This window comes from Vibrio celticus, assembly GCF_024347335.1.
Classification (GTDB): domain Bacteria; phylum Pseudomonadota; class Gammaproteobacteria; order Enterobacterales; family Vibrionaceae; genus Vibrio; species Vibrio celticus.
Genome location: NZ_AP025463.1, coordinates 3,139,993 through 3,166,079, shown reverse-complemented (window position 1 = coordinate 3,166,079; position 26,087 = coordinate 3,139,993). Strand labels below are relative to the sequence as shown.

Below are 26,087 nucleotides of genomic sequence, written 5' to 3'. Positions count from 1 at the left end.
GTAAATTTAAAGGAACATGCATGAAAATTTTATATGGCGTACAAGGCACAGGAAATGGGCACATCGCTCGAGCGAGAGCAATGGCCGTCGCTTTTCGTCAGCAAAATATTGATGTCGATTTTCTGTTCTCTGGGCGAGATGAGAGCAAATACTTTTCGATGGAAGCGTTTGGCAACTATCAGACCCGCAGCGGCTTAACTTTTTACAGCGAGCAGGGGCAGGTTAAATACGGCAAAACATTCATGAAGAACAACATCTGGCGATTTCTCCGTGAGATTAACCAGATCGATCTTACGCCTTACGACTTAGTGATTAATGATTTTGAGCCTGTCACTGCATGGGCGGCTAAGAGACAAGGTGTGCCATGCATTGGGATAAGCCACCAGAATGCGTTTCGTTATGATGTACCCAAAGAAGGGGGCAACTGGATTGAACATTCAGTGATTCAACATTTAGCCCCAACCGAGCACTCTATTGGCTTGCACTGGTATCACTTTGAACAGCCTATATTACCGCCTATCGTTCACACGCTGGTTGGTGATCAACAAACTAAAACAACACAAGACTTTACGTTGGTCTATTTGCCATTTGAGGATCTTGAGTCGATCTCAGAACTGCTGATGAAGTTCATTTCGCACAACTTTGTCTGTTACCACCCGGATGTTATTGAGCACCGCCGAGTCGAAAATATTGAGTTCAAACCACTCAGTCATGCTGGCTTCCAATTCGACCTCAATCAGTGCTCTGGTGTGGTCGCAAATGGTGGCTTTGAATTGCCATCTGAAGCCCTCACTTTGGGGAAGAAATTGCTTCTCAAACCACTTGAAGGGCAGTTCGAACAACAGAGTAATGTGGCGACGCTAGAGGCTCTTGGGTTAGCTCAAACCATGACCTTTTTAGACGCGGCTATCTTGCGTGCTTGGCTCAGTGAAAAACAGGCCGAAGTGGTCACCTATCCAGACGTGGCAAGTGCACTCGTTGAGTGGGTATTAGCAGGGAATTGGTCTAATCAAGATGATTTAAGAAAGCAACTTTGGGACAAGGTCGACTTTCCAAGTTATGCATCGCTCACCTAACTCATAAGTACTATTTCTGAATTTACCGGTTGAACAATTCACGAGTTCAATAAATTGTAACAAATGTAACCAAACGATAGAACAGCTAAATAAGTCGAAATTAAACTCATAAGTGACGCATTTTATGTTTTTTTATAACTATATAAACAATTGATTTTTTAAATGTTATTTAATCATTAAGGTAAAATAAAATTATTCTTTATCAATCTTGTTGGTAGCTCGAGATGCATTGGTTAATAGTAATATCAATCCGAAAAACATCGGTCTGATAAATATAAGAATTAGTGGTTATCTATTCTCATACCATTACCAATTTAACGCTGTCGAACCGACAAGAGGCAACTTGAATGTTAGATAAGAAAGACGCAATGAGTGCTATTGCAAGCTACAGAATGGAAAGCACACTTCGTGGAGTCGACTTAAATCTTTTGACTGTATTTGATGCAGTTATGCAAGAGCAAAACATTACACGTGCAGCTCACAATCTGGGTATGTCTCAGCCTGCTGTAAGTAACGCTGTTGCTCGTCTAAAAGTGATGTTTAACGACGAACTATTCATGCGTCAAGGTCGTGGTATTCAACCGACTCAACGTGCTCGTCAGTTGTTTGGTCCAATCCGCCAAGCGCTACAATTAGTACGCAACGAACTACCAAGTTCTGTGTTCTCTCCAGAGTCGTCTTCTCGCCTGTTCAAACTTGCGATTTGCAGCCCTTGTGACATGCGTTTTGCTCCTAAGATTATGTCGACAATCAACGACCAAGCACCGAGCGTTAAACTGCACATGGATGCTGAATTCGATCGTCAACTTTCTGAGCGTATGCGCTACCAAGAAATCGACTTCGTTATTGATTACGCTCGTTTTGATGAGCAAGGCTTCTCAAGCACTGAAATCTTCCAAGACGAATTGGTTGTGGTTGCTTCTGCTTCTCACCCACGTATCAACGGTGAAGTTTCTGCGGCAGAGCTGCTTAATGAAAAGCACGCGAAACTGTCTCGCATCCACGGTCAACGTAGCTTCTCTGAGCAAGCTTACCGTGACCTAGATTGCACGCCTTTCTACGAAGGTACGAGCTTGAGCAACGTTCTTTACGTTGTAGGCCAATCTGAACTAGTAACAATTGCTCCTCGTTGGATGGTTGAACATGCAGCAAACAAAGAGCAGCTTCAGATTCTAAATTTCCCATTCGATAATGCGGCGATTTATGGCTTCCTAAGCTGGCACGAATCAAGTGAAAAGGATAAAGGACACATTTGGTTACGAGATCAGTTAATGATGATCTGTGGCGAAGTAGTGGCACTTAACTAGACACTAATCCCTATGATTTATAAGCCCTAAGCTAGGAGACTGGCTTAGGGCTTTTTTATGCGCGCTATTTTAGTGGGTAGAAAACTTAGCGTTAGACGTACTATTACTGATAACTTTGAGCTTCATCAGTTGCCTTTTTCATGATCAGAGGTACACTTGTGCGCTCAAAAAAGCTTACAGGTGTAAGCCTAAAGGTAAAGAGATGGCCAATTTAGATTTTCATATCGTAAAAAGACTTCGTGACCAAATTGCCCAAGGCGGCAACCGTACAGCTTTGAAGCACAAAGTAGACAATGTATGGCAAGGCATTAGCTGGCAGCAGTTTGGACAACAAATCGATACGCTTTCATTAGCACTGTTGGCTCAAGGACTGAGAGTTCAGGATAAGATCGGTATCTATTCGAACAATATGCCTCAATGGACCGTGGCAGATTTTGCATCGTTACAAGCACGCCTTGTGACTGTGCCGATTTATCCAACGAACACAGCAGCACAGTCTTCTTACATCATCCAAAATGCAGATGTGAAGATCTTATTCGTTGGTGAGCAAGTTCAATTCGATGCGGCGGTTAGCCTGTTTGAAGAGTGCGAGCAGCTAGAAGTTGTTGTGGCTATGTCTGATGACATCGACCTACAAGGACACAGCTTTGCCGTCTCTTGGAATGACTTCATGGCGCGTGGCGTTGAAGCACAACAAGCTGAACTTGACGTGCGTCTTGCTGATGCAAGCATGGACGACTTACTGACTCTTATCTATACCTCTGGTACCACAGGTCAGCCAAAAGGCGTAATGCTTGATTACACCAACATTGGCTACCAGTTAGAAGGCCACGATGAGCGCCTTAGCTTAAGCAAAGACGATGTCTCATTGTGTTTCCTACCGTTATCACACGTATTTGAGCGTGCTTGGACGTTCTACGTTCTCTATAAAGGCGCAACCAACTGCTACCTGCAAGATACGATGCAAGTGCGTGATGCGCTAAGCGATGTGAAACCGACCGTAATGTGTGCGGTTCCACGCTTCTACGAGAAGATCTTCTCTGCGATTCACGAGAAGGTATCTAAAGCGCCATTTATTCGTAAAGTGCTATTTACTTGGGCAGTGAACATGGGAGCAAAGCTTTCAGTTTGTCACCAAGAAGGTCGTACTCCATCGTTGATGCTGAAGAAGAGCCATGCGCTAGCCGATAAGCTTGTGCTATCTAAACTGCGCGCTCTACTAGGCGGTAACATCAACTTCATGCCATGTGGTGGCGCGAAACTTGATGAGACGATTGGTCGCTTCTTCCATGCTATCGGCATCAACGTAAAACTTGGCTACGGCATGACAGAAACCACGGCAACAGTATCTTGTTGGGATGACCGCTGTTTTAACCCTGATTCGATTGGTATGTCGATGCCGGGCGCGGAAGTAAAAATTGGTGCTAAGGACGAGATTCTTGTTCGTGGTCCAATGGTGATGCGTGGCTACTACAAGATGCCAGAAGAGACGGCTAAGACATTCGATGAGCACGGTTTCTTGAAAACCGGTGATGCGGGTCATTTTGATGAAAATGGTAACCTGTTCATTACCGATCGTATCAAAGAGCTGATGAAAACCTCTGGCGGTAAGTACATTGCGCCGCAAGTGGTTGAAGGCGCGATTGGTAAAGATCACTTTATCGAACAGATTGCTGTTATCGCTGATACACGCAAATTCGTTTCTGCGCTGATTGTTCCTTGTTATGACTCGCTAGAAGAGTACGCCAAAGAGCTTAATATCAAGTATCACGATCGCGTTGAGCTGGTTAAGCATCACCAAATCGTCGAGATGCTAGAAAAGCGTGTGAATGACCTACAGCAAGAACTGGCTAAGTTTGAGCAAGTAAAGAAATTCAAACTGCTACCAAAAGCATTCTCTATGGATGATGGTGAACTGACACCAACTCAAAAATTGCGTCGTAAAGTTATCAACGATAAGTATCAAGACGAAATCGAAGAAATGTACAACGAAAAGCCTAAAGATAAGTAGTTTTCTGCTTAGATAAATTTTCAGTTGTTTAAAAATCCCCCTACGAATGTGATTGCATTTTTAGGGGGATTTTTTGTATCTAATGACACAGCACAATGTGCGAAAGCGCACACCAGCAAGCTCGCGGTTTATCGATAAATAGCGATCTATTGAAATATTAAGTGCTTTTTTTTATTCGGTAACTAGTGTTTAAACCTAGTATGGTGGGCTGGGTTGGGTTTTATTTAATGCTTTGAGCTAATAGTTGGTTTTTTGGCACAGTTGCCGAATAACAGGTGTTAGACCAGATGATAATAAAGCGTTAAAGTTGTTTCGTATTACTGTTTGTTGTTATCACGACAGACAGCCATAGCCGAAAAAGTGGAAGTATTTCGAATTAGGCTACGAATAAGCCCTAGACTATGAAAAACCAGCCCAACATGTTCACCAAATATGATTGGAAACTGGTGAGGAGAGCAATATGACAACAAAACCTGAAACAGCCATGTCATCCGGCGCTGAAATGTTATCCGGCGCTGAGATGGTGGTGCAGTCTCTAATTGAAGAGGGTGTAGAACAAATCTTTGGTTACCCAGGTGGTTCTGTACTTGATATCTACGATGCGTTGCATGCTAAAACTGCTGAAATTAAACACGTATTAGTGCGACACGAACAAGCCGCTACCCACATGGCAGATGGCTATACTCGTTCTACCGGTAAACCGGGTGTAGTACTTGTGTGTTCTGGTCCAGGTGCGACCAATACCGTTACTGGTATTGCAACAGCCTACATGGACTCAATCCCAATGATTGTTATTTCTGGTAACGTACCAAATAACCTTATAGGTAACGACGCCTTCCAAGAGTGTGACATCGTGGGTGTATCACGCCCGATCGTTAAACACAGCTTCTTAGTTAAGAAAGCGGAAGATATCCCTGAAGTCGTTAAAAAAGCATTCTATATTTCAACGACAGGACGTCCCGGTCCTGTGGTTATTGATCTGCCGAAAGACATCTTAAACCCACAAATCAAGCTTCCTTATGAATACCCAGAAACGATCAAAATGCGTTCGTATAACCCAACGGTTACGGGTCATAAAGGTCAGATCAAAAAGGCATTAAAAGCCCTTCTTGAAGCGAAGAAGCCGGTACTTTATGTCGGTGGTGGTGCGGTTATTTCTGAGGCGGATAAGCCGCTGTTAAAATTAGCAGAGGCACTGAATTTACCTGTGGTAAGCACCCTAATGGGGCTTGGCGCTTTCCCTGGCACCCATAAGAACTCTTTGGGTATGTTGGGCATGCATGGTTTGTATGAAGCCAATATGGCGATGCACAATGCGGATTTGATCTTTGGTATTGGTGTACGTTTCGATGATCGAACGACTAATAACCTAGATAAGTACTGCCCTGATGCGAAGATCATGCACATTGATATCGACCCATCTTCGATCTCTAAGAACGTAAAAGTGGATCTACCGATTGTAGGTTCTGCTGAAAAAGTTCTGGAGAGCATGGTCAACTTGCTCGTTGAGCAAGGCGGCACTAACGATGCAGAAGCGATTGAAAGCTGGTGGAGTGAAATCAAGCAGTGGCAAGAGCGTGACTGCCTAGCTTACGAGAAATCGTCTGAGCGCATTAAACCTCAACAAGTTATTGAAACACTGCATAAAGTAACCAATGGCGATGCTTATGTTGCTTCTGATGTAGGTCAACACCAAATGTTTGCTGCTTTGTACTACCCGTTTAACAAGCCACGTCGTTGGATTAACTCTGGTGGTCTAGGCACGATGGGCTTTGGCCTGCCTGCTGGTATGGGCGTTAAGTTTGCTAAGCCAGATGAAGAGGTGGTTGTGGTAACCGGTGACGGCAGTATTCAAATGAATATCCAAGAGCTGTCGACTGCGCTGCAATACAATATTCCTGTTAAGATTATTAACCTCAACAACCGTTTCCTAGGCATGGTAAAACAGTGGCAAGACATTGTTTATCAAGGCCGTTACTCTAACTCATATATGGACTCTGTTCCTGATTTTGCTGCTATCGCTGAGGCTTATGGCCACGTTGGTATGCGCATTTCATCTCCGGATGAACTGGAATCAGGTTTGGAAAAAGCACTAGCGATGAAAGACCGTTTGGTATTTGTCGATATTAGTGTGGATGACACCGAGCACGTATACCCAATGCAGATCAAAGGCGAGGGTATGGATAACATGTGGCTAAGCAAAACGGAGAGAACATAATATGAGACACATTATTTCACTACTAATGGAAAACCAACCTGGTGCGCTTTCTCGTGTGGTTGGCTTGTTTTCTCAGCGTGGCTACAACATCGAGTCTTTGAACGTATCTCCAACCGATGATCCGACGCTGTCTCGTTTGAACGTCACCACTAACTCGAGCGAAATGCAGCTTGAGCAGATTCAGAAACAGCTACATAAGCTAATCGACGTACTTAAAGTGCAAGAAGTGTCTGAGCTTGAGCACATTGAACGTGAGCTGTTGATGGTTAAAGTTCGTGCGAGCGGCTTTGCTCGTGCAGAAGTGAAGCGCACAGCAGATATCTTCCGTGGTCAGATCGTTGATGTCACGGCTTCTCAATATACGGTTCAAATGGCAGGTACGAGCGAGAAACTGGATGCCTTCATTCAGGCACTGTCTGAAGTGACGGAAGTGCTTGAAGTAGCTCGAAGTGGTGTTGTTGGCATCGCACGAGGCGAACGTGCGTTGAAAGCCTAGACGATAAGTCTTTAAAAAATAACTTTAAAGCCGCTTTTTTAAGCGGCTTTTATTTTGTTAATTTTTTAGAGTGCTATAATCCCGCGCTGCACTTCCATTCATCTGAGTTAGCAATGCGAAATAAAAAATCAATAATTACATTGCTGATTATCTCTATCATATTGTCTTCTGCAGTATGTCTGTATTATTTGCAGCGTTACAAAGAAGTAAAACAGCAGAGTTTTGACTACTCAGCTAAGCAAGCTGTTCATCAGTTGGTGTATGCCAAGCGAGATTATGATCTTCTCAAGACTCAGTTAGTCTCGGTAATGGAGCTACTCAGTCATAGCCAGAGCTTGGTTAACTTTGCTTCTTCTCCCTCAGACCAAACTAAACATCTACTTGAAGAGGTCTGGCAATCTGTTCTCGTGAACCAGAAGTGGTATACACAAATTCATCTGTTAGATGTCACTGGCAAAGAATTGGTGCGTGTTAACTATTCCTCTGATACCGGTAGGGTGACGTTACCCCAGCAACTGCAAGATAGGTCGGATTCTAACTACTTCCAATACGCTCAAAAACTAGAAGGCGAACAGATTGGCGGTTGGGGTATTGAGCTTGAAACGGAGCATGGTGAAGTCACCTTCCCTTATTCGCCGGTAATTCGTGTCTTTACCCCTGTAGAAACCCCTGACAAAAGAGTAGGCTATCTTGTTATCAATCTCGATGTATGGGGCCTATCGTCGCGTCTTAGTTTTTCACCAGATAACGATCTTAGAGCAGAAGTTCTCAATGAAGCGGGCTACTTCATCGCGAGTAACAACAGCGGTAAGTTGTTCGGAGACTCTATTCCTGAAAGAAAAGGCTACAACCTGAAAAATATCGCGCCGAAGACGTGGGATGCGATCTCCAATGATCAGGTGGGATACGTTTTTGAAGATGGTAATTTGTTTGCCTTTAACACGGTTATGCTCGCGAACAGTCAAAAGGTCCATTTACTGATTCAACTTAATCAAAAGCAACTGATGGATCGGGCTGAGCGTGATCTAGGTGATTTGGCCCATGAAGAGATCATTGTTCTGATTACGGTGCTGATATTCGCTTTCCCGTTTGCTTACCTGGTGACGCACTACCGACGCCGAAGCCTAGAGAGTAAATTGGCACGCGCCGCATTGAATGGTATGTCGGCAGTGATGATCTCTGACAAGCAGCACCGCACAATGATGATCAATAACGAATTTGAGAACATGACTGGGTACTGCAAAAAACAAGTGATCGGTCAGAATGCATTGCAGTTGCTGCTTGAGAATACCGACCAAATACTCTCAAGCTCGGCTATCTGGAGTCATTTAGAGCAAGAAGAAGTATGGGAAGGGGAGGTTCAGTGTAAGAACAAACTGCGTATTCCTTTTACTGCGATCATGCGAGTGCATGCGGTCAAAAATAATTCGGGCAAAGTCAGTTACTACATCACCTCGTTGGTTGATATTTCCGTAAGGAAGGAGCTTGAGGTGCGTTTGAGGATCTTAAGTGAACGTGACTCTTTGAGTAACCTCTGGAACCGACGAAAATTCGAAGAGCAGTTGGCCTACTATTCTCGCTTGGTTGAGCGTTATCCGAACGAAGCGACCACTTGCTTAGCCTTAGTCGACATCGATAACTTCAAGCGAATCAATGATGAACTTGGCCACGATGAAGGTGACCGTGTGATTGCTGGTGTTGCTAAGCTTCTGCAAGATAGCCTTCGTGGGACGGACTTTGTTGCACGTGTCGGGGGAGAAGAGTTTGCACTCTTGATGCCACACACCTCACTGCCAGAAGCAAAGCGCGTATTGGATCGCTTACGAATCGAGATTGAGCTAGCCGCCGGAACTAAGGTAACGGTGAGTGTTGGCTTTACGGATTTAACCAGTAACAGTACTCGCTCATACAAGTGTGCGGATGTTGCGCTTTACGAATCTAAATCCTCTGGCCGTAATACGGTATCTATGTGTCCTAGCTATGATGATGTCGCTTAGGTTCGCTTCTATCTAGTCCTGCCTTCTATTTGCTTCACCTCTTCAAGTCGCGCCCCGACTCCTTTTTCCTTTCCCTCTTTTTATTAGGAATCTCACTTTTGAGCGACCTGTGTCACAAAATCTATACAGTTAGACTAAAGTCTAATGTTGGTGGAAATTTGAGCTAAAATGAACGGTAAGTAAACTACTTTGCTTCAGATTACATCGTGTAAAACGATGTAATAAATAGAGTGTTTACCAGATGTAAAAGGATGACACCGTTAACTTAATTCAGCTGGTTAGCTAGCCTTATCAATAACTTGAAAGGCAGCAGTAGAATTAGGTTAGCTGGAGCAAGAGTTTGGGGATCATACAGTCTGGTTAAAAGAGGCGTGGTATGTTTGTCGATTTTTTAGTGAGGTTAACCATAGGCACATTAGCCATTCTTGGCTTTCAGCTTAGTGCATTGTATTTTTTACCTATGGTTGTGCTGCTCAATACTCACCACAAAGAGTTTTTTGGGTGGTAGTTCAGTCGTGGTACTGGAGACAAAAAACGGAGCCGTTGGGCTCCGTTTTTATTTGGTTAGAATCTATCTTGGCATCATGCCGCTTCGATAACTTCTTCAATTCGTTTCATTGAACCTAGTAAGTGTTGATCAAGCAGTTCTGTTGCTTGTTCTACATTCTTAGAGAGTACTAGTTTCATGATCATTTCGTGTTCATCAATATTGAACAGATCATCAGATGCGCTTTCTGCAGACATAGCGAGGAAGCGGTAACGTTTCACTTGGTTAATTAGGTCATCAAAGAACTTAAACATGTTCTCTGAGTCTGCACCTTCAAGTAGTGCGACATGGAATTGCTGGTGGCGCTCTTCCCATTCTACACAATCAAACTCTTCAGATACGTACTGTACTCGCGATAGTTTATGGTAAGACGTTAGTACATCCAGTTCCCAGCTCTCATCACCTGCTGCAATCGCTTTTTTAAGCAGAACCGATGATACAACACGAAGGCTTTCGTATAGGTCATTCAGTTCTTTCTTTGATACAGGAGATACCCAGCAGCCTTTTTGTGGCTCTAGCTTTACGTATTTGCTCCAAGATAACTGTACCAAAGCTTCGCGAATAGGAGATGCGCCGACGTTGTAGCGTGCTTTTAGATCTGCAACAACGAGCTTTTGGCCTGGGGTTAACTCACCATTAAGAATATCTTGGCGAATCATCTTTGATACTTTGTCAGTGAGCGTAGGACTAGACATTACAAACCTCATCTATATATGATTTCTAGTCTGCTATTCCGTCTCTTAGAAAGAGCCAATTGGAAGTTAACAGTACGTAGTTCTATTGTGATTGATAATACAGCGTACTGAAAAGTTAGGCAAGATTTTGTTTCATAAAAAAAGAGGGCCGAAGCCCTCTTTTATATTTTATGCGAATCGGTTCATTCTTATAGAACGTGAACAGATGCCGTGTTTGTAGTACCAGAAGCTACTAGAGCACCAGAAACCATAACTACGATGTCGCCTTTGTTACCTAGGCCAGATTGTAGAGCAATTTCTTTACCGTTGATGTAGAACGCGTCTGTGTTCTCGATAGAGTCAACAAGAACTGGCTTAACACCTTTAGTAAGAACTAGCTGTGCAGCTGTCTTTTCGTTAGTTGTTAGAGCTAGGATGTTTGCAGTTGGGAAGTACTTACGTACTGAACGTGCAGACTTACCGCCTTCAGTTGCAACAACGATTAGAGGAGCAGCTAGCTTCTCTGCTGTGTCTACAGCGCCTTTACATACTGCTTCAGTGATGCGTAGACGTGGGCTGTCTAGACGAGAACCTAGCTCAGCTTTAAGAGCTGAATCAGTACGGTTCGCGATTTGAGCCATGATAGTAACAGCTTCAACTGGGTACTTACCTTTAGCAGTTTCACCAGAAAGCATTACTGCATCAGTACCATCCATGATTGCGTTCGCAACGTCACCCGCTTCTGCACGAGTTGGACGTGGGTTGCTGATCATAGAGTCAAGCATTTGAGTTGCAGTGATAACCATCTTACGTGCACGGTTACACTTCTCGATCATCATCTTCTGAGCGAAGATTACTTCTTCAGCTGGGATTTCAACACCTAGGTCACCACGAGCAACCATGATGCCGTCAGAAGCTTCAAGGATTGAATCGAAGTTATCTACACCTTCTTGGTTTTCAATCTTAGAAATGATGTGGATGTTCTCGCCGCCGTTAGCGTTTAGAAGCTCACGGATTTCTTTAACGTCTTCTTCTTTACGGATGAAAGAAGCAGCAACGAAATCTACGCCTTGCTCACAACCAAACTTAAGGTCAGCTTTGTCTTTCTCAGAAAGAGCTGGAAGTTGAACAGAAACGCCAGGAAGGTTAACACCTTTGTTTTCGCCTAGAGCACCGTTGTTAAGAACTTTACACTTAACTTCAGTTTCTGTTGTTGCGATAACTTCCATTTCGATTAGGCCGTCATCAACAAGGATAGTGTTACCCGCTGTTAGGTCTTTAGCGAAACCTAGGTAAGTTACTGCTACTACGTCTTTGTTACCAACAACTGTTGCGTCAGTTGTGAAAGTGAACTCTTGACCAGCTACTAGATCTACGTCGTTACCATCTTCAAGTTTGATAGTACGGATTTCTGGACCTTTAGTATCTAGAAGGATAGCAAGTTGCTCACCTTTGTTTTCCATTACTTTACGGAAGTTCGCGATACGAGTGCCGTGCTCTGCGAAATCACCGTGAGAGAAGTTAAGACGCATAACGTTCATGCCAGCATCTACTAGTTCAGTTAGCTTCTCTACAGATTCAGTTTTAGGGCCAATCGTACATACGATTTTGGTCTTTTTCATGGAAGGTACTCTCCGGTAAGTATTGTTACAATTTGAAATTTATTTAAGTTCTGAAGATTGGTCCGCTACATCAACATTTTGTGCCTGTTGTGTAAAAGCGCGGGATTTCCAATATGTCCTTCAGAGTTGTAAGTCTTTCATCAATTTTAGTCATTTTATGACTAAAAGATTTTGATTCAATATCGGTTTTCTGTGACTTACCCCACTATATAGGGGGTAAGTTGCAAAAAAATAACAGTCAGTTTTGTAATTTTTTTTCTTTTCGGGTGCGGATTCTACCACCTAATGAGTTCAATATCACTGCTTAACAATTGTCTTAGGACAAGGTTTTATCGCTATTTATTAATTTTTTGGATCAAAATAAATGGACTAAATAGTTTCGTTGTAACTATAATATGTTTCACATCGAAACTTAATGGCCTTTTTTAAATGTCGAAACGAAACACCCAGCTTAGAAGACATGCAATTTCTAACCTAGTGAATGAAAAAGGGGAGGTTAGTGTTGATGAATTATCCGCTAAGTTCGAAACCTCAGAGGTCACTATTAGAAAGGACTTGGCGTCTTTAGAGAAAAACGGTCAGCTTTTACGCCGTTATGGTGGTGCGATTTCGTTACCGAAAGAGGTTGTCAACGAAGAACTGGGTCAACAAGTTTCGACTCGAAAGGTTTCATTGGCAAAAGCCGCTGCAGATTTAATTCGCGACCATAACCGTATCGTGATCGATAGTGGCAGTACTACCGGTGCCCTAATTCAGCAGCTTAATGCTAAGCGTGGTTTGGTTGTGATGACCAACTCATTGCACGTCGCTAATGCGCTTAATGAGCTTGAAAGTGAGCCGACGTTATTAATGACTGGCGGCACTTGGGATACCCATTCGGACTCTTTCCAAGGCAAAGTCGCAGAGTCGGTGCTTCGCGCTTACGATTTTGACCAACTATTTATTGGGGCCGATGGTATCGACCTCGATAGAGGCACAACCACGTTTAACGAACTGGTTGGCCTGAGCAAAGTAATGGCTGAAGTGTCACGAGAAGTGATCGTGATGGTTGAGTCGGAAAAAGTGGGACGAAAGATCCCGAACTTAGAGCTGGCATGGGAACACATTGACATCTTAATTACCGATACAGACTTAGGCGAAGAATCCAAAGCAAGTATCGAATCACATGATGTTCGAGTGATCCTGACCGATCCAGCGTAAAAACAAATTTAAATATTATGCATTTACCTTCCTATAATTGATCTTAATGAAGATCTGGCCTTTGCTTGCTGCCAATAGGAATAAAACAAAATTGATGGAGTGAAACTATGTGTGGAATTGTTGGTGCAGTAGCACAGCGTGATGTAGCTGAAATTTTAGTAGAAGGCCTTCGTCGTCTAGAATACCGTGGCTACGATTCAGCTGGTGTCGCTGTAGTCGATACTGAATCTAACCTAACTCGTGTACGCCGCCTAGGTAAAGTACAAGAGCTAGCTGACGCAGTAGAAGAGCAACAAGTGATTGGCGGTACAGGTATCGCTCATACACGTTGGGCGACACATGGTGAGCCATCTGAAGCGAACGCACACCCACACATGTCTGGTGATATCGCTGTTGTACACAATGGCATTATCGAAAACCACGAAGCACTGCGCGCTATGCTGCAAGAGCGTGGTTACGTATTTACTTCACAAACGGATACAGAAGTTATCGCTCACCTAGTTGAGTGGGAACTTCGCACTTCAGCTTCTTTGGTTGAAGCACTACAGAAAACAGCAAAACAATTAGACGGTGCGTACGGCACGGTTGCGGTTGATCGCAAAGATCCTAGCCGTATTGTTGTGGCTCGTTCTGGTAGCCCAATCGTTATCGGTTTTGGTGTCGGTGAGAACTTCCTTGCTTCTGACCAACTGGCGCTACTGAGCGTAACTCGTCGCTTCATGTACCTAGAAGAAGGTGATGTTGCTGAGGTGACTCGTCGTGATGTTACTGTATTTGATGTCGCGGGCGAGCGTGTTGAGCGTGAAATCGTTGAATCAAACGCTGAACATGACGCTGGTGACAAAGGTCAATACCGCCACTTCATGCAGAAAGAGATCTTCGAGCAGCCAACAGCGCTGATCAATACAATGGAAGGCCGTATCTCTGACACTTCGGTTATCACTAACGCGATCGGCGTTAAAGCTGAAGAGATCCTAAGCAAGGTTGAACACGTGCAGATCATCGCATGTGGTACGTCTTACAACTCAGGCATGGCTGCGCGTTACTGGTTTGAATCTCTAGCTGGCGTAAGCTGTGACGTAGAGATTGCTTCTGAATTCCGTTACCGTGATTTCGTTGTTCGTCCGAACAGCCTATTGGTGACTCTGTCTCAGTCTGGTGAAACGGCTGATACGCTTGCTGCACTTCGTCTTGCAAAAGAGAAGGGTTACATGTCAGCAATGACCATCTGTAACGTTGCAGGTTCTTCGCTGGTTCGTGAATCTGATTTTGCCTTCATGACTCGCGCAGGAACAGAGATCGGTGTTGCTTCTACTAAAGCTTTCACAACTCAACTAGCAGCAATGCTGATGATGGTAACGTCAATTGGTCGTCTACAAGGTCGCATCAATGAAGAGAAAGAAGCGGAAATCGTTCAAGCACTTCACCAACTGCCTGCTGATATCGAGAAAGCATTAGCGTTTGATAAAGAGATCGAAGCGCTAGCACCTGATTTTGCTGATAAGCATCACACACTGTTCTTGGGTCGTGGTGAGTTCTACCCAATCGCGATGGAAGCGTCTCTTAAACTGAAAGAGATCTCTTACATCCACGCAGAAGCATACGCGGCTGGTGAGCTGAAGCACGGTCCTTTGGCTCTTATCGATGCAGATATGCCTGTAGTCGTTATTGCACCAAGCAACGACTTGCTAGAGAAGCTGAAATCGAACGTTGAAGAAGTACGTGCTCGTGGCGGTCTACTTTATGTATTCGCAGACCAAGACGCTGGCTTTGAAAGCGATGAGAACATGAAGATCATCAAGATGCCTCACGTAAATGAAGTAACAGCACCTATCTACTACACAGTACCGATGCAGTTGCTGTCTTACCACGTAGCGCTAATCAAGGGTACCGATGTTGACCAACCTCGTAACCTTGCGAAAGCGGTTACGGTTGAGTAATCGATAGCTTATCTAAGATATAGATAATAAGAAGCCCATCCTGTGATGGGCTTTTTTATGTCTGTTAGTTAACGATCAGTGTTAGAGCTAGCTCTAGCGTCATTAAGCGGTAAGTGCTTGCTCTAGGTCAGCCAAGATATCGTCGATGTGCTCGATACCTACTGATAGGCGAATCATCTCTGGTGACACTCCCGCTTGTTTCTGCTCAGCTTCGCTTAGTTGACGGTGTGTCGTCGAAGCTGGGTGACAAGCGAGAGATTTCGCATCGCCAATGTTAACCAGACGCTTGAAGATTTGCAGTGCATCATAAAAACGAACACCGGCTTCATAACCGTCTTTTAAGCCAAAAGATAGAATAGCCGATGGCTTACCTTGCATGTACTTTTCAGCGAGTGGGTAGAATTCCGAATCAGGCAGGCCAGCGTAACTTACCCAGCTGACTTTCTCGTGTTGTTTTAGGTATTCTGCTACTTTCAAGGCGTTCTCTGTGTGTCGCTCCATACGCAGCGACAACGTCTCCAAACCTTGCATCAACATGAAAGCATTCATTGGTGACAGTGCTGCACCTGTATTACGCAGGGGAACCGTTCTAGCACGACCAATAAACGCAGCCTCACCAAAGGCCTCGGTATAAACCACACCATGGTAAGAGGGTTCTGGCTGATTAAATACAGGGAAGCGGTCTTTGTGTTGTGCCCATGGGAATTTGCCTGAATCGACAATCACGCCACCTAACGTTGTACCGTGACCACCCACGTATTTGGTTAGTGAGTGCACCACTATGTCGGCTCCAAAATCGATAGGTTTACACAGCACAGGCGTCGCCACCGTGTTATCAACAATCACAGGCACACCTTGTGCGTGGGCAAGTTCTGCAACACGTTCTAAGTCGATGATATTGCCAGCAGGGTTACCAATACTTTCACAGTAAACCGCCTTGGTTTTTTCATCGATCAGTGCCGCTAAGCTTTCTGGTTTGTCGTCTTTAGCAAAGCGAACTTCAATCCCTTGGTTTGGTAGCATGTGAGCAAATAGGGTGTATGTGCCACCGTAAAGTTGAGGCGTTGAAACAATGTTGTCCCCGATTTGTGCCAAGGTTTGAATCGCGTAGTTAATCGCAGCACTGCCTGCACTCACGACTAAGCCTGCAATCCCCCCTTCTAAGGCTGCCATGCGTTTTTCTAACACATCATTGGTTGGGTTCATTATGCGAGTGTAGATATTGCCTGGCACCGCAAGGTTGAAGAGGTCGGCGCCGTGTTGTGCGTCATCGAATTCGTACGCGACGGTTTGATAAATAGGAGTGGCAACGGATTTGGTTGTTGGATCAGTGTCGTAACCGAAGTGAATCGAGAGTGTTTCGTCTTTCATGAGTCTTCCCTGAACTATTGAGCGATTTGTGTACTCTCATATTGCCGATTTTTTTATAAAAGAAAAGCATGTTTAGTCACAGAGAGGCAATTGGAATTGTGTGCGGGACAATTCGTTTTGGTTAAGAAGTGTAGGGAGTGATTGGTACTGAACCAGAAAAGCAAAAAGCCAGAGCAGCGTGAACTGTTCTGGCTTTTCTAATTTGGTGGCCCCTCCCAGATTTGAACTGGGGACCGAACGATTATGAGTCGTGCGCTCTAACCACTGAGCTAAGGGGCCGTAGGGCATAGATTATAGGGGAAGCATTCAGTGGTGTCTAGACACTATAAGGGGCAATTCCGCTTACATCTTAGCCACTTAAATCATACGGATAAAAAAAAGGTGAGCCAACGCTCACCTTTTCTTATTTATGCTTAAAAGCTAACCACACTAAAGCGTGTGATTACTCGTCTAGGAAGCTACGCAGAGTTTCTGAGCGGCTTGGGTGACGAAGTTTACGCAGTGCTTTTGCTTCGATCTGACGGATACGTTCACGAGTTACGTCGAACTGCTTGCCCACTTCTTCAAGAGTGTGGTCAGTGTTCATGTCGATACCGAAACGCATACGCAGTACTTTAGCTTCACGAGGCGTTAGGCCAGCAAGAACGTCTTTAGTTGCGCCGCGTAGGCTTGTTGCCGTTGCAGAGTCTAAAGGTAGTTCTAGCGTTGTATCCTCGATGAAATCACCTAGGTGCGAATCTTCGTCGTCACCGATTGGTGTCTCCATTGAGATTGGCTCTTTAGCGATTTTCAGTACTTTACGGATCTTGTCTTCAGGCATTTGCATGCGTTCAGCCAGTTCTTCCGGAAGTGGTTCACGACCCATCTCTTGTAGCATTTGACGAGAGATACGGTTTAGTTTGTTGATCGTTTCGATCATGTGAACCGGAATACGGATAGTACGAGCTTGGTCGGCAATCGAACGAGTGATTGCTTGACGGATCCACCAAGTAGCGTAAGTAGAGAACTTGTAACCACGACGGTATTCAAACTTATCTACCGCTTTCATCAGACCGATGTTACCTTCTTGGATTAGATCCAGGAATTGTAGACCACGGTTTGTGTACTTCTTAGCAATCGAGATTACTAGACGTAAGTTCGCTTCAACCATTTCTTTCTTCGCACGACGAGCTTTCGCTTCACCGATAGACATACGACGGCTGATATCTTTGATGCTTTGAACAGTAAGAGACGTTTCACGTTCGATCATATCCAGTTTTTGGATAGAGCGACGGATGTCGTGCTCGTTACGTTTGATCTTTTCTGCGTATGGCTTGTCTGAAGCAAGAACTTCATCCAACCATGCTTCGCTAGATTCGTTGCCAGTAAATAGAGCAATGAAAGATTTCTTCGGCATTTTGCCGTACTCAACCGTTTGACGCATGATTAGACGTTCTTGAGTACGTACGCGATCCATAGAGTTACGCAGTTCGTTTACTAGGTAATCAAACTGTTTTGGTGTTAGACGGAACTCTTTGAATACGTCTTGCATCATTGTTGTTGCAAGCATTGCTTTCGGGCTTTCATGGCCGTACTCGTTGATCGCTAGCTGACGGTTCTGGTAGCTAGTGCGAAGCGCTGTGAACTTCTCAAGAGCAAGCTCAGGATCGATACCTGTATCTTCTTCTTCCTCTTCCTCGTCGTCTTCAGCTTCTTCTTTGTCTTCGTCTTCCAGATCAGTTTCAGCAAGTTCTGAACCGATGTGAGTCGCCGTTGGCGCAGCTGTGCCATCGTCGTCAGGGTCAACAAAGCCATTGATTAGGTCTGTTAAGCGAATCTCTTCTGCTTGTACGCGGTCAAACTGTTCCAAGATGTATGGAATAGTGCCAGGGTACTCAGCAACCGATAGTTGAACTGTATTGATACCATCTTCAATACGCTTCGCAATGTCGATCTCGCCTTCACGAGTCAGTAGCTCAACTGTGCCCATTTCACGCATGTACATACGAACAGGGTCAGTAGTACGGCCAATCTCGCTCTCTACGCTTGAAAGCGCAGCAGCAGCAGCTTCAGCTGCATCTTCATCTATATTGGCATCGTCATCATTAAGAGCTAGATCATCAGCATCAGGTGCAGTTTCAACTACCTTGATACCCATGTCGTTGATCATTTGAATGATGTCTTCTACCTGTTCAGAATCCACGATTTCTGCAGGTAGGTGGTCGTTTACTTCGGCGTAGGTCAGATAGCCTTGTTCCTTGCCTTTAATAACAAGTAATTTAAGCTGTGACTGCGGATTTTGATCCATAGATGATATCCAACTTCAGGTCTGGTGAAGGACGTTGCATTCTCAAATGCAAACCAATTATGTTAACAAATTTATTAAATGCTGACTAATCAAACAGGGTTACGCTTTTAGATCTAGCATTAAAGCTAGTAGCTCCCTTTTTTCTTCGGCTGATAAACCGACGCTTCTTGCTTTGGCCTGCAGGTTTTCAATTTGTTTTTCAACGCACTGGGCAAGTATATTGTCCAATGAGTCTAAAAATATGTCTTCTTGATTGTCTTCGTCGAGGGGGATTTCCCAGCTCGCGAGACGAGACAGAAGAGCCTCATGTTTATTGTGTCGCCAATGCTCTAATAATTGGCCTGTGTTGATATGGGGATGCGCGTGGCATTTATCAAGTACTTCGACGAATAAACTTAGTCCAGGCAACTGTAAGCCTTTGACACTTGATAAATCCGGTACCATATCAGCATAGCTCGGATTTTGGATAAGCAAAGCGATAACTTCACGCATTGGAGTGCGCTTGAGCTCTTTATGCGGTTGAGGTGTCGGGTTCTGTGTATGAACACGCGCACGTCGCAATTGGTTATCAAATCCAGTTCGCTCATCGAGCAGTTTTTCGAGCAATTCTTGGAAGTAACTGTCAGGGATTTTGTTAATCAAGGCGCTGGCGTGTGCACGCAGTGCTGATTTCCCTTCGGTTGTTCCCAAGTTTAACTTGTGTATTTCAATCAGGTTATCGAACAAATAGGTCGAAAGCGGCGTCGCATTGTGGACTAGCTGTTCAAAAGCGGCTTTGCCATGCTCTCTAATATAGCTGTCTGGGTCTTCACCGTCGGGCAAGAACAGAAACTTAAGCGTGTTACCTGTTTTCAGATACTCAAGTGCGTTTTCTAGTGCGCGCCATGCGGCCTCTTTACCTGCTCGGTCACCATCGTAACAACAAACCACAGTGCTGGTCTGACGGAACAACATTTGAACGTGGTCGCCAGTTGTCGAGGTGCCCAGTGATGCTACTGAGTAATCGACACCATATTGCGCGAGTGCCACGACATCCATGTAACCTTCAACCACAAGAATTTGCGGCGGTTCACGGTAGGCTTGCAGCACTTCATAAAGGCCGTAAAGCTCTTTACCTTTATGGAAGATAGGCGTTTCTGGTGAGTTGAGGTATTTGGGTGTGCCGTCTTCTAATACACGACCACCAAAACCAATCACACGGCCACGACGATCACGAATCGGGAACATTACGCGTCCACGGAATCGGTCGTATCGGTTACCTTTATCGTTCTCAATTAGCATGCCGCCAGTCACGAGCATGTCTTGGGCTTCTTTCTGTTGGCCAAAGTTCTTACGAACTAAGTCCCACTCATCGGCCACATAACCAATACCAAACTTCTGGACAATCTCGCCCGAAAGACCACGATTCTTTAGGTAATCAATCGCAGGTTTGTTGGCTGATATTTTCAGTTGAGAGCGGTAAAAATTACTGATGCCGCCCATCAAATCGTAGAGGTTACGTTTTTGTTCGCTGTTGGCTCTTGGTGCTGTTGATATCTCGCCGCTGCGCTGTTCTCTAGGAACATCGAGGCCTAAGAAAGAGGCTAGCTCTTCAATAGCTTCAACAAAATCGAGACGTTCGAACTCCATAATGAAGTCGATAGCATTACCGTGTACGCCACAACCAAAGCAGTGATAAAACTGTTTTTCTTGGCTTACGCTAAAAGAAGGGGTCTTTTCGTTGTGGAATGGGCAACATGCACCATAGTTTTTGCCTTTTTTCTTAAGTTTCACGCGTGCGTCCACAATGTCGACAATGTCGAGACGCGCTAGGAGATCATCGATGAAACTACGCGGGATGTGTCCTGCCATAAAACCTTAGAAAAATGCACTAACTGAGAGTGTGGATAATAATAGTTTGAATAGGTTACAGATACAAACAAGCCGTGCGTTCCGAAGGATTGCACGGCTTGTTGCAATTTGATTTGGGATTAAGCGAGTTTAGAACGAACTAAACCACTAACTTTACCCATATCTGCACGCCCTTGAATTTGTGGTTTCAAGATAGCCATTACTTTACCCATGTCTTGCATGCCCGCTGGTTGAGCTTCGGCGATTGCGCTATCAAGTAGTGCAATAACTTCTTCATCAGTTAGCGGTTGAGGCATAAAGCCTTCAAGTACCGTAATTTCTGCTTTTTCCACGTCAGCAAGATCTTGACGATTTGCCGATTCATATTGAGCAACAGAATCGCGACGTTGCTTAACCATTTTAACTAATACAGCAAGAATGTCGTCGTCGTTCAGAGTGATCCGTTCGTCAACTTCACGTTGCTTAATTGCTGAAAGAGCTAAGCGGATAGTGCCAAGGCGCGGTTTGTCCTTGGCTTTCATCGCTAATTTTTGCTCTTCTTTGAGTTGTTCAATAAGAGCCATAACTCAGTCCTTATGGATTAAGTTATTAGTACAGGCGAACGCGACGTGCGTTTTCGCGAGCTAGCTTCTTAGCGTGACGCTTTTGAGCTGCTGCTTTAGCGCGTTTGCGAACTGTAGTTGGCTTTTCGTAGTGCTCGCGACGGCGAACTTCAGAAAGGATACCTGCTTTTTCACAAGAGCGCTTGAAACGACGTAGTGCAACGTCGAACGGTTCGTTTTCACGTACTTTAACTATTGGCATATGCCTTTCACCTCAGGGGTTATTCATTATCGCTGGCCACTCAGTACCAAATCAGAGAAGTTACCCATCGAGCTAACTCTCTATTCGCGTTTGGCCATTAACCAGCTTGATCAAAAATGGTGCGGAATTTTAATCCGATCACAGTGGCTTTGTAAAGCACTTTGTCGATTATAGTCTGTACAATATTTGTTTGAAGAGCTTAGGCAGGGTAATATTGCGCTAATTTCCCATTTTAGACGAAAGCGTGCCGAGAAAATTATGCGCATTATTGGTATTGAAACCTCTTGTGATGAAACAGGAATCGCGATTTATGATGATGAGCAAGGGCTGCTTTCTCATCAATTATATAGCCAAGTAAAGCTGCACGCCGATTACGGTGGTGTGGTGCCTGAGCTAGCTTCGCGTGACCACGTGAAAAAAACAATTCCTCTTATTAAAGCGGCATTAGCTGAAGCTAACCTAACGTCGAAAGACATTGATGGTGTGGCTTACACAGCTGGCCCTGGTTTAGTGGGTGCTTTGCTTGTAGGTGCAACGATTGGTCGCAGTATTGCTTATGCGTGGGGCGTGCCTGCTGTGCCTGTTCACCATATGGAAGGTCACCTTCTTGCGCCAATGTTAGAAGACAACCCTCCTCCATTCCCATTTGTGGCTCTGCTGGTTTCTGGCGGCCATACCATGATGGTAGAAGTGAAAGGTATTGGTGAATACCGAATCCTTGGTGAATCGATTGATGATGCAGCGGGTGAAGCGTTTGATAAAACCGCGAAACTGATGGGCTTAGATTACCCTGGTGGTCCACTGCTATCTCGTTTGGCGGAAAAAGGCACTCCGGGCCGTTTTAAGTTCCCGCGCCCAATGACCGATCGTCCGGGTTTAGATATGAGCTTTTCTGGTCTGAAGACGTTCGCAGCGAATACCATTCGTGATAACGATAATGATGACCAAACTCGCGCTGATATCGCTTACGCGTTCCAAGAAGCCGTTTGTGCAACCTTAGTAATCAAGTGTAAGCGTGCCTTGGTTGAAACGGGCATGAAACGTATAGTGATTGCTGGCGGTGTAAGTGCCAACAAACAACTGCGTGTTGAGCTTGAGGCATTGGCTAATAAAATCGGTGGTGAGGTGTACTACCCACGCACTGAGTTCTGTACAGATAACGGTGCGATGATCGCTTATGCGGGCATGCAGCGCCTGAAGAATGGCGAAACGGCGGATTTGTCTGTTCATGCCACACCGCGTTGGCCTATTGACCAGCTAGAGCCAATTGCGTAATTGACTATAGTGTTTCGATAAACGGTCGCCTTGTGCGGCCGTTTTTATATCCTAGCTTACCGACTGTATGTCGATAAATAATTGCTGATAGAGATTAGGGAAGAAAATGAACAAGTTCACAGTAGACAATCAATCGATGGCGTACCTAGATGAAGGTCAAGGCCCTGTTGTTGTACTCGGCCACAGCTACCTTTGGGATAGTGCAATGTGGAAGCCGCAGATCGAAGCGTTAAAAACTCAGTATCGTTGTATTGTTCCAGAGCTTTGGTCTCACGGTGAATCTCAAGCAGCACCCACTTCGATGCGTAACTTGAAAGATTACGCTCAGCACGTTTTGGCTCTGCTTGATCATTTAGAGATCGAAGAATTCTCAGTGGTTGGCTTATCGGTTGGCGGTATGTGGGGGACTGAGTTAGCGGAGCTTGCACCTGCACGTATCAAGTCTCTGGTTCTAATGGATACTTTCGTAGGGCTCGAGCCAGAAGTTGCTCACGCTAAGTACTTCAGCATGTTAGATACCATTACTCAAACCAAAATGGTTCCTCAGCCGATTGTAGAAGCGGTTGTTCCACTGTTCTTCGCCAATGATGCTCAAACTAACTCACCAGCTTTAGTGGAAGGTTTTACTCAGCAGCTATCATCACTTGAGGGTGAGAAAGCAGAAGAAGTGGCACGAATCGGTCGAATGGTGTTTGGGCGTCGCGATATGATTGAAGCGGTAGAGAACTTTGCACTGCCAGTTTTGATTGCTGTAGGACAAGAAGATAAGCCACGTCCGGTACTTGAGTCATACTTAATGCATGATTGTATTACGGGCAGTGAATTAGTGGTGATTCCTGGCGCAGGTCATATTAGCTCGTTAGAGCAACCAGAGTTTGTGAACACAATGCTGAAGACGTTTTTAGATAAACATCTGCTGTAAGGTTTAAATACTAAATATTATGGTTCGGCTTAGACGTGACAGTTTAAGCCGATTTTTTTTGTCCGAGTTTTGGTTCGCTGCCATCGAGTAGGCGGCGGATATTCTGATGGTGACGCAACACGATCAAACAACACAACATGGCTACAGGCAGTGTGTATTGAGGTTTGACTAACCAAGCGTAGAAAGGGGCAAGTAGCACAGTAACCAGTGCCGCTAAAGAAGAGTAACGAAACAAAAACGCGACCACTAACCAAGTCGCCATGATCATTCCTGTTAGATCGAATCCTATTGGGGCGATAGCGCCGAGTGCGGTTGCCACGCCTTTACCACCTTTGAAGTGGAAGAAGATCGGATACATATGGCCCAGACATGCCGCAATTGCCACAACCCCTAGAATGATTGGGTCGATCTTGAGGTAGTAGCCAAGCCAGACAGGGATAGTGCCTTTCAGCATGTCACACAGGAGGACTGCTGCAGCTGCGCCTTTACCGCCAACGCGCAGTACATTAGTGGCACCAGGGTTATTGGAGCCCACCGTTCTTGGATCAGGAAGCCTTAAGACTCGGCATATCAAGACCGCACTAGAGATTGAACCTAGCAAATAGGCTGCAATGATCATGATTAGTGCCAATGGGGTCATGTCTTTCCTTAAACGGTTATAAGCCTAACGATGGGAAAATAATGCTCAATCCAAGAGTAATTGATATCATATCTCGAATTACGCAAATAATACGTTTTTTTCCCCAATATGGGTATCCGACCTCTAAAAGGACAAGTCATGGCACTGGATAAAGTTTTCATTGAACAGCTAGAAGTAATTACAACGATCGGTGTTTACGATTGGGAACAAGAGATTAAACAAAAACTTGTGCTTGATATTGAAATGGCTCATGACAACCGCCCTGCAGGTAAGAGTGATGATGTGGTTGATGCTTTGGATTACTCGACTGTGAGTACTGCCGTGCTTGACCACATTGCGAATGGCCGATTCCTGTTAGTGGAGCGTGTGGCTGAAGAAGTCGCTGAATTGATCATGACTCAATTCTCTGTGCCTTGGATCAAAATCCGCTTGGCTAAACCGGGCGCAGTACCACAAGCAAAAGCTGTTGGCGTGATCATCGAACGAGGCCAAGCATGACAGTAGCCTATGTTGGTGTTGGCACGAACATAGACCGCGACAAGCATGCAAGGGTGGCATGGACAGAGCTTCAATCGTTAGGGACTAACCTTAAATGCTCTAAAATCTATCACTGTGAGCCCGTGGGTTTTAATAGCCATCCGTTTTATAACTTTGTGATAGAGCTCGACACGTCACTCTCATTGACTGAATTTTCACAGCAGCTGCGTAAAATTGAGTTTAAATGGGGTCGCTCTCAAGATGCGCACAAACTTCAAGATCGAAAACTCGATCTTGATATTGTGCTGTTTGGAGAGGTGGTTTCTGAGCGCGAACCAGAATTACCACGCAGTGATATCTACAAATATCCTTTTGTAACACAACCGCTTTATGATCTTTGTCCTGCGAGAGTGATCCCGCAAGACGGAAGAACCGTCAGTGAAATATGGCAGAAGATGCAGCAATTAGACTCGCTCTCTGTCGTAGATATAAAACTATAATTTTTAAGGTAAGTAATGAGTTATTTTGAAGCGTTTATGTTGGCGTTGGTGCAAGGCTTTACTGAGTTTTTACCTATTTCCAGTTCTGCACATTTAATCCTTCCTTCTGCTGTTTTAGGTTGGGAAGATCAAGGCTTGGCTTTTGATGTTGCTGTCCATGTCGGTACTTTAGCCGCCGTCGTTATCTATTTCCGTAAAGAAGTGGTCTCTCTGTTGAGCGCATTCTTTGGTTCAGTGTTTAAAGGCGATCGCAGCAAGGAAGCGAAGTTAGCGTGGATGATCATTCTCGCGACGATTCCAGCGTGTATCTTTGGTTTGTTGATAAAAGATATTGTTGAGCTTTACTTACGCAGTGCGTGGGTGATCGCAACCACAACGATTATCTTCGGTCTGTTGTTATGGTGGGTGGATAAGAATTCAAGCTTGCGTGATGACGAATACCAAGCGGGTTGGAAAAAGGCGCTGTTTATAGGCCTTGCTCAAGCAATGGCGATCATTCCGGGCACGTCTCGTTCTGGTGCAACCATTACCGCGGCGCTGTATCTTGGTTTCACACGCGAAGCAGCAGCTCGATTCTCTTTCTTGATGTCTATCCCAATCATCACTCTGGCTGGTGGTTATTTAGGTCTGAAGTTGGTGACAAGCGGTGACCCAATCCATGTTGGCACTTTGCTAACGGGCGTTGCGGTGTCTTTCATCAGTGCTTACATCTGTATCCACTTCTTCTTGAAGCTTATCTCTCGTATGGGCATGACACCGTTCGTTATCTACCGCCTGATTCTAGGTTGTGGTCTGTTTGCTTTCTTGATGATGCAGTAACAGACACAGGCAACGATCTCGCTGTAAAGATTGAAACAAAAGGCCCGCTTAAC

The 26,087-nt window shown here is 44.8% G+C and carries 21 protein-coding genes and 1 tRNA gene; 13 read left to right on the top strand and 9 right to left on the bottom strand.

The annotated features are described in order from the left end of the window. Window positions 1–20: 20 nt before the first annotated feature. The 6 genes from OCV19_RS14160 (at window position 21) to OCV19_RS14135 (ending at window position 9,105) form a co-directional block, all read left to right on the top strand. Window positions 21–1,076, top strand: a complete 1,056-nt coding sequence (locus OCV19_RS14160) for an MJ1255/VC2487 family glycosyltransferase (protein WP_065676140.1) — start codon at window positions 21–23, stop codon at window positions 1,074–1,076. 347 nt (window positions 1,077–1,423) lie between these two features. After that, complete coding sequence (leuO, locus tag OCV19_RS14155; protein ID WP_065676139.1) at window positions 1,424–2,383, top strand: transcriptional regulator LeuO; 960 nt, start codon at window positions 1,424–1,426, stop codon at window positions 2,381–2,383. A 202-nt stretch (window positions 2,384–2,585) separates the two neighbouring features. Continuing rightward, complete coding sequence (locus OCV19_RS14150; RefSeq protein WP_017066937.1) at window positions 2,586–4,394, top strand: AMP-dependent synthetase/ligase; 1,809 nt, start codon at window positions 2,586–2,588, stop codon at window positions 4,392–4,394. 460 nt (window positions 4,395–4,854) lie between these two features. Then, window positions 4,855–6,612, top strand: coding sequence for an acetolactate synthase 3 large subunit (locus OCV19_RS14145; RefSeq protein WP_019826887.1), 1,758 nt, complete (start codon window positions 4,855–4,857; stop codon window positions 6,610–6,612). Window position 6,613: 1 nt separating this feature from the next. Further along, on the top strand, window positions 6,614–7,108 hold the full coding sequence (ilvN, locus tag OCV19_RS14140; protein WP_008219984.1) for an acetolactate synthase small subunit: 495 nt from the start codon (window positions 6,614–6,616) through the stop codon (window positions 7,106–7,108). 113 nt (window positions 7,109–7,221) lie between these two features. Next, window positions 7,222–9,105 (top strand): sensor domain-containing diguanylate cyclase, encoded by a 1,884-nt coding sequence (locus OCV19_RS14135; RefSeq protein WP_065676138.1) that lies wholly within the window; start codon window positions 7,222–7,224, stop codon window positions 9,103–9,105. Between the two features lie 582 nt (window positions 9,106–9,687). Here the strand turns inward: OCV19_RS14135 and OCV19_RS14130 are convergent. Together OCV19_RS14130 and pykF are read right to left on the bottom strand one after the other, a co-directional pair. Then, window positions 9,688–10,359 (bottom strand): GntR family transcriptional regulator, encoded by a 672-nt coding sequence (locus OCV19_RS14130; RefSeq protein ID WP_080582236.1) that lies wholly within the window; start codon window positions 10,357–10,359, stop codon window positions 9,688–9,690. A 176-nt stretch (window positions 10,360–10,535) separates the two neighbouring features. Next, window positions 10,536–11,948, bottom strand: coding sequence for a pyruvate kinase PykF (pykF, locus tag OCV19_RS14125; protein WP_017061403.1), 1,413 nt, complete (start codon window positions 11,946–11,948; stop codon window positions 10,536–10,538). A gap of 429 nt (window positions 11,949–12,377) precedes the next feature. Between pykF and OCV19_RS14120 the strand changes: the two genes are divergently transcribed. Together OCV19_RS14120 and glmS are read left to right on the top strand one after the other, a co-directional pair. After that, window positions 12,378–13,148, top strand: coding sequence for a DeoR/GlpR family DNA-binding transcription regulator (locus OCV19_RS14120; RefSeq protein WP_048614888.1), 771 nt, complete (start codon window positions 12,378–12,380; stop codon window positions 13,146–13,148). 107 nt (window positions 13,149–13,255) lie between these two features. Next, window positions 13,256–15,088, top strand: coding sequence for a glutamine--fructose-6-phosphate transaminase (isomerizing) (gene glmS / locus OCV19_RS14115; protein ID WP_065676137.1), 1,833 nt, complete (start codon window positions 13,256–13,258; stop codon window positions 15,086–15,088). 102 nt (window positions 15,089–15,190) lie between these two features. Here the strand turns inward: glmS and OCV19_RS14110 are convergent, their stop codons facing one another. The 6 genes from OCV19_RS14110 to rpsU all read right to left on the bottom strand — a co-directional run bounded on the left by OCV19_RS14110 (window position 15,191) and on the right by rpsU (window position 21,401). Continuing rightward, a complete protein-coding gene (locus tag OCV19_RS14110; protein ID WP_065676136.1) occupies window positions 15,191–16,459 on the bottom strand; it encodes an O-acetylhomoserine aminocarboxypropyltransferase/cysteine synthase family protein in 1,269 nt (422 codons plus the stop codon). Between the two features lie 203 nt (window positions 16,460–16,662). Further along, window positions 16,663–16,738 (bottom strand) — tRNA-Ile (locus OCV19_RS14105). A gap of 163 nt (window positions 16,739–16,901) precedes the next feature. Next, entirely contained in the window at window positions 16,902–18,746 is a 1,845-nt protein-coding gene (gene rpoD, locus OCV19_RS14100) for an RNA polymerase sigma factor RpoD (RefSeq protein WP_048609664.1), read from the bottom strand. A gap of 99 nt (window positions 18,747–18,845) precedes the next feature. Further along, window positions 18,846–20,597, bottom strand: a complete 1,752-nt coding sequence (gene dnaG / locus OCV19_RS14095) for a DNA primase (RefSeq protein ID WP_017069474.1) — start codon at window positions 20,595–20,597, stop codon at window positions 18,846–18,848. Between the two features lie 119 nt (window positions 20,598–20,716). After that, window positions 20,717–21,160, bottom strand: coding sequence for a GatB/YqeY domain-containing protein (locus OCV19_RS14090; protein WP_017069475.1), 444 nt, complete (start codon window positions 21,158–21,160; stop codon window positions 20,717–20,719). A gap of 25 nt (window positions 21,161–21,185) precedes the next feature. Beyond that, a complete protein-coding gene (gene rpsU / locus OCV19_RS14085) occupies window positions 21,186–21,401 on the bottom strand; it encodes a 30S ribosomal protein S21 (protein WP_004396009.1) in 216 nt (71 codons plus the stop codon). A 258-nt stretch (window positions 21,402–21,659) separates the two neighbouring features. Here rpsU and tsaD point away from each other — a divergent pair, with 258 nt between their 5' ends. Beyond that, window positions 21,660–22,676, top strand: a complete 1,017-nt coding sequence (gene tsaD, locus OCV19_RS14080; protein WP_065676135.1) for a tRNA (adenosine(37)-N6)-threonylcarbamoyltransferase complex transferase subunit TsaD — start codon at window positions 21,660–21,662, stop codon at window positions 22,674–22,676. A gap of 106 nt (window positions 22,677–22,782) precedes the next feature. Then, entirely contained in the window at window positions 22,783–23,598 is an 816-nt protein-coding gene (locus tag OCV19_RS14075; protein WP_065676134.1) for an alpha/beta fold hydrolase, read from the top strand. A 43-nt stretch (window positions 23,599–23,641) separates the two neighbouring features. Here OCV19_RS14075 and plsY read toward each other — a convergent pair whose 3' ends face one another. Next, a complete protein-coding gene (gene plsY / locus OCV19_RS14070) occupies window positions 23,642–24,238 on the bottom strand; it encodes a glycerol-3-phosphate 1-O-acyltransferase PlsY (RefSeq protein ID WP_009847793.1) in 597 nt (198 codons plus the stop codon). A gap of 138 nt (window positions 24,239–24,376) precedes the next feature. On the opposite strand from plsY, the gene folB reads away from it, so the two are divergent. Genes folB through OCV19_RS14055 form a run of 3 tightly spaced genes read left to right on the top strand, consistent with a single transcriptional unit; the run spans window position 24,377 to window position 26,034 of the window. Beyond that, window positions 24,377–24,736 (top strand): dihydroneopterin aldolase, encoded by a 360-nt coding sequence (folB, locus tag OCV19_RS14065; RefSeq protein WP_004735969.1) that lies wholly within the window; start codon window positions 24,377–24,379, stop codon window positions 24,734–24,736. Further along, on the top strand, window positions 24,733–25,215 hold the full coding sequence (gene folK, locus OCV19_RS14060) for a 2-amino-4-hydroxy-6-hydroxymethyldihydropteridine diphosphokinase (RefSeq protein WP_048662646.1): 483 nt from the start codon (window positions 24,733–24,735) through the stop codon (window positions 25,213–25,215). Before folB ends, folK begins: the two co-directional genes overlap by 4 nt. Before the next feature lie 15 nt (window positions 25,216–25,230). Next, complete coding sequence (locus OCV19_RS14055) at window positions 25,231–26,034, top strand: undecaprenyl-diphosphate phosphatase (RefSeq protein WP_065676133.1); 804 nt, start codon at window positions 25,231–25,233, stop codon at window positions 26,032–26,034. Window positions 26,035–26,087: the final 53 nt, after the last annotated feature.

Excerpts from the sequence above, each read along its gene's own strand:
- OCV19_RS14135 (WP_065676138.1), top strand. The coding sequence starts at position 7,222 with ATGCGAAATAAAAAATCAATAATTACATTGCTGATTATCTCTATCATA.
- OCV19_RS14145 (WP_019826887.1), top strand. The coding sequence starts at position 4,855 with ATGACAACAAAACCTGAAACAGCCATGTCATCCGGCGCTGAAATGTTA.
- leuO (WP_065676139.1), top strand. The coding sequence starts at position 1,424 with ATGTTAGATAAGAAAGACGCAATGAGTGCTATTGCAAGCTACAGAATG.
- pykF (WP_017061403.1), bottom strand. The coding sequence starts at position 11,948 with ATGAAAAAGACCAAAATCGTATGTACGATTGGCCCTAAAACTGAATCT.
- rpoD (WP_048609664.1), bottom strand. The coding sequence starts at position 18,746 with ATGGATCAAAATCCGCAGTCACAGCTTAAATTACTTGTTATTAAAGGC.
- OCV19_RS14120 (WP_048614888.1), top strand. The coding sequence starts at position 12,378 with ATGTCGAAACGAAACACCCAGCTTAGAAGACATGCAATTTCTAACCTA.
- OCV19_RS14150 (WP_017066937.1), top strand. The coding sequence starts at position 2,586 with ATGGCCAATTTAGATTTTCATATCGTAAAAAGACTTCGTGACCAAATT.
- ilvN (WP_008219984.1), top strand. The coding sequence starts at position 6,614 with ATGAGACACATTATTTCACTACTAATGGAAAACCAACCTGGTGCGCTT.
- OCV19_RS14160 (WP_065676140.1), top strand. The coding sequence starts at position 21 with ATGAAAATTTTATATGGCGTACAAGGCACAGGAAATGGGCACATCGCT.
- rpsU (WP_004396009.1), bottom strand. The coding sequence starts at position 21,401 with ATGCCAATAGTTAAAGTACGTGAAAACGAACCGTTCGACGTTGCACTA.
- folB (WP_004735969.1), top strand. The coding sequence starts at position 24,377 with ATGGCACTGGATAAAGTTTTCATTGAACAGCTAGAAGTAATTACAACG.
- tsaD (WP_065676135.1), top strand. The coding sequence starts at position 21,660 with ATGCGCATTATTGGTATTGAAACCTCTTGTGATGAAACAGGAATCGCG.
- dnaG (WP_017069474.1), bottom strand. The coding sequence starts at position 20,597 with ATGGCAGGACACATCCCGCGTAGTTTCATCGATGATCTCCTAGCGCGT.
- glmS (WP_065676137.1), top strand. The coding sequence starts at position 13,256 with ATGTGTGGAATTGTTGGTGCAGTAGCACAGCGTGATGTAGCTGAAATT.
- OCV19_RS14090 (WP_017069475.1), bottom strand. The coding sequence starts at position 21,160 with ATGGCTCTTATTGAACAACTCAAAGAAGAGCAAAAATTAGCGATGAAA.
- OCV19_RS14075 (WP_065676134.1), top strand. The coding sequence starts at position 22,783 with ATGAACAAGTTCACAGTAGACAATCAATCGATGGCGTACCTAGATGAA.
- OCV19_RS14110 (WP_065676136.1), bottom strand. The coding sequence starts at position 16,459 with ATGAAAGACGAAACACTCTCGATTCACTTCGGTTACGACACTGATCCA.
- plsY (WP_009847793.1), bottom strand. The coding sequence starts at position 24,238 with ATGACCCCATTGGCACTAATCATGATCATTGCAGCCTATTTGCTAGGT.
- folK (WP_048662646.1), top strand. The coding sequence starts at position 24,733 with ATGACAGTAGCCTATGTTGGTGTTGGCACGAACATAGACCGCGACAAG.
- OCV19_RS14055 (WP_065676133.1), top strand. The coding sequence starts at position 25,231 with ATGAGTTATTTTGAAGCGTTTATGTTGGCGTTGGTGCAAGGCTTTACT.
- OCV19_RS14130 (WP_080582236.1), bottom strand. The coding sequence starts at position 10,359 with ATGAGGTTTGTAATGTCTAGTCCTACGCTCACTGACAAAGTATCAAAG.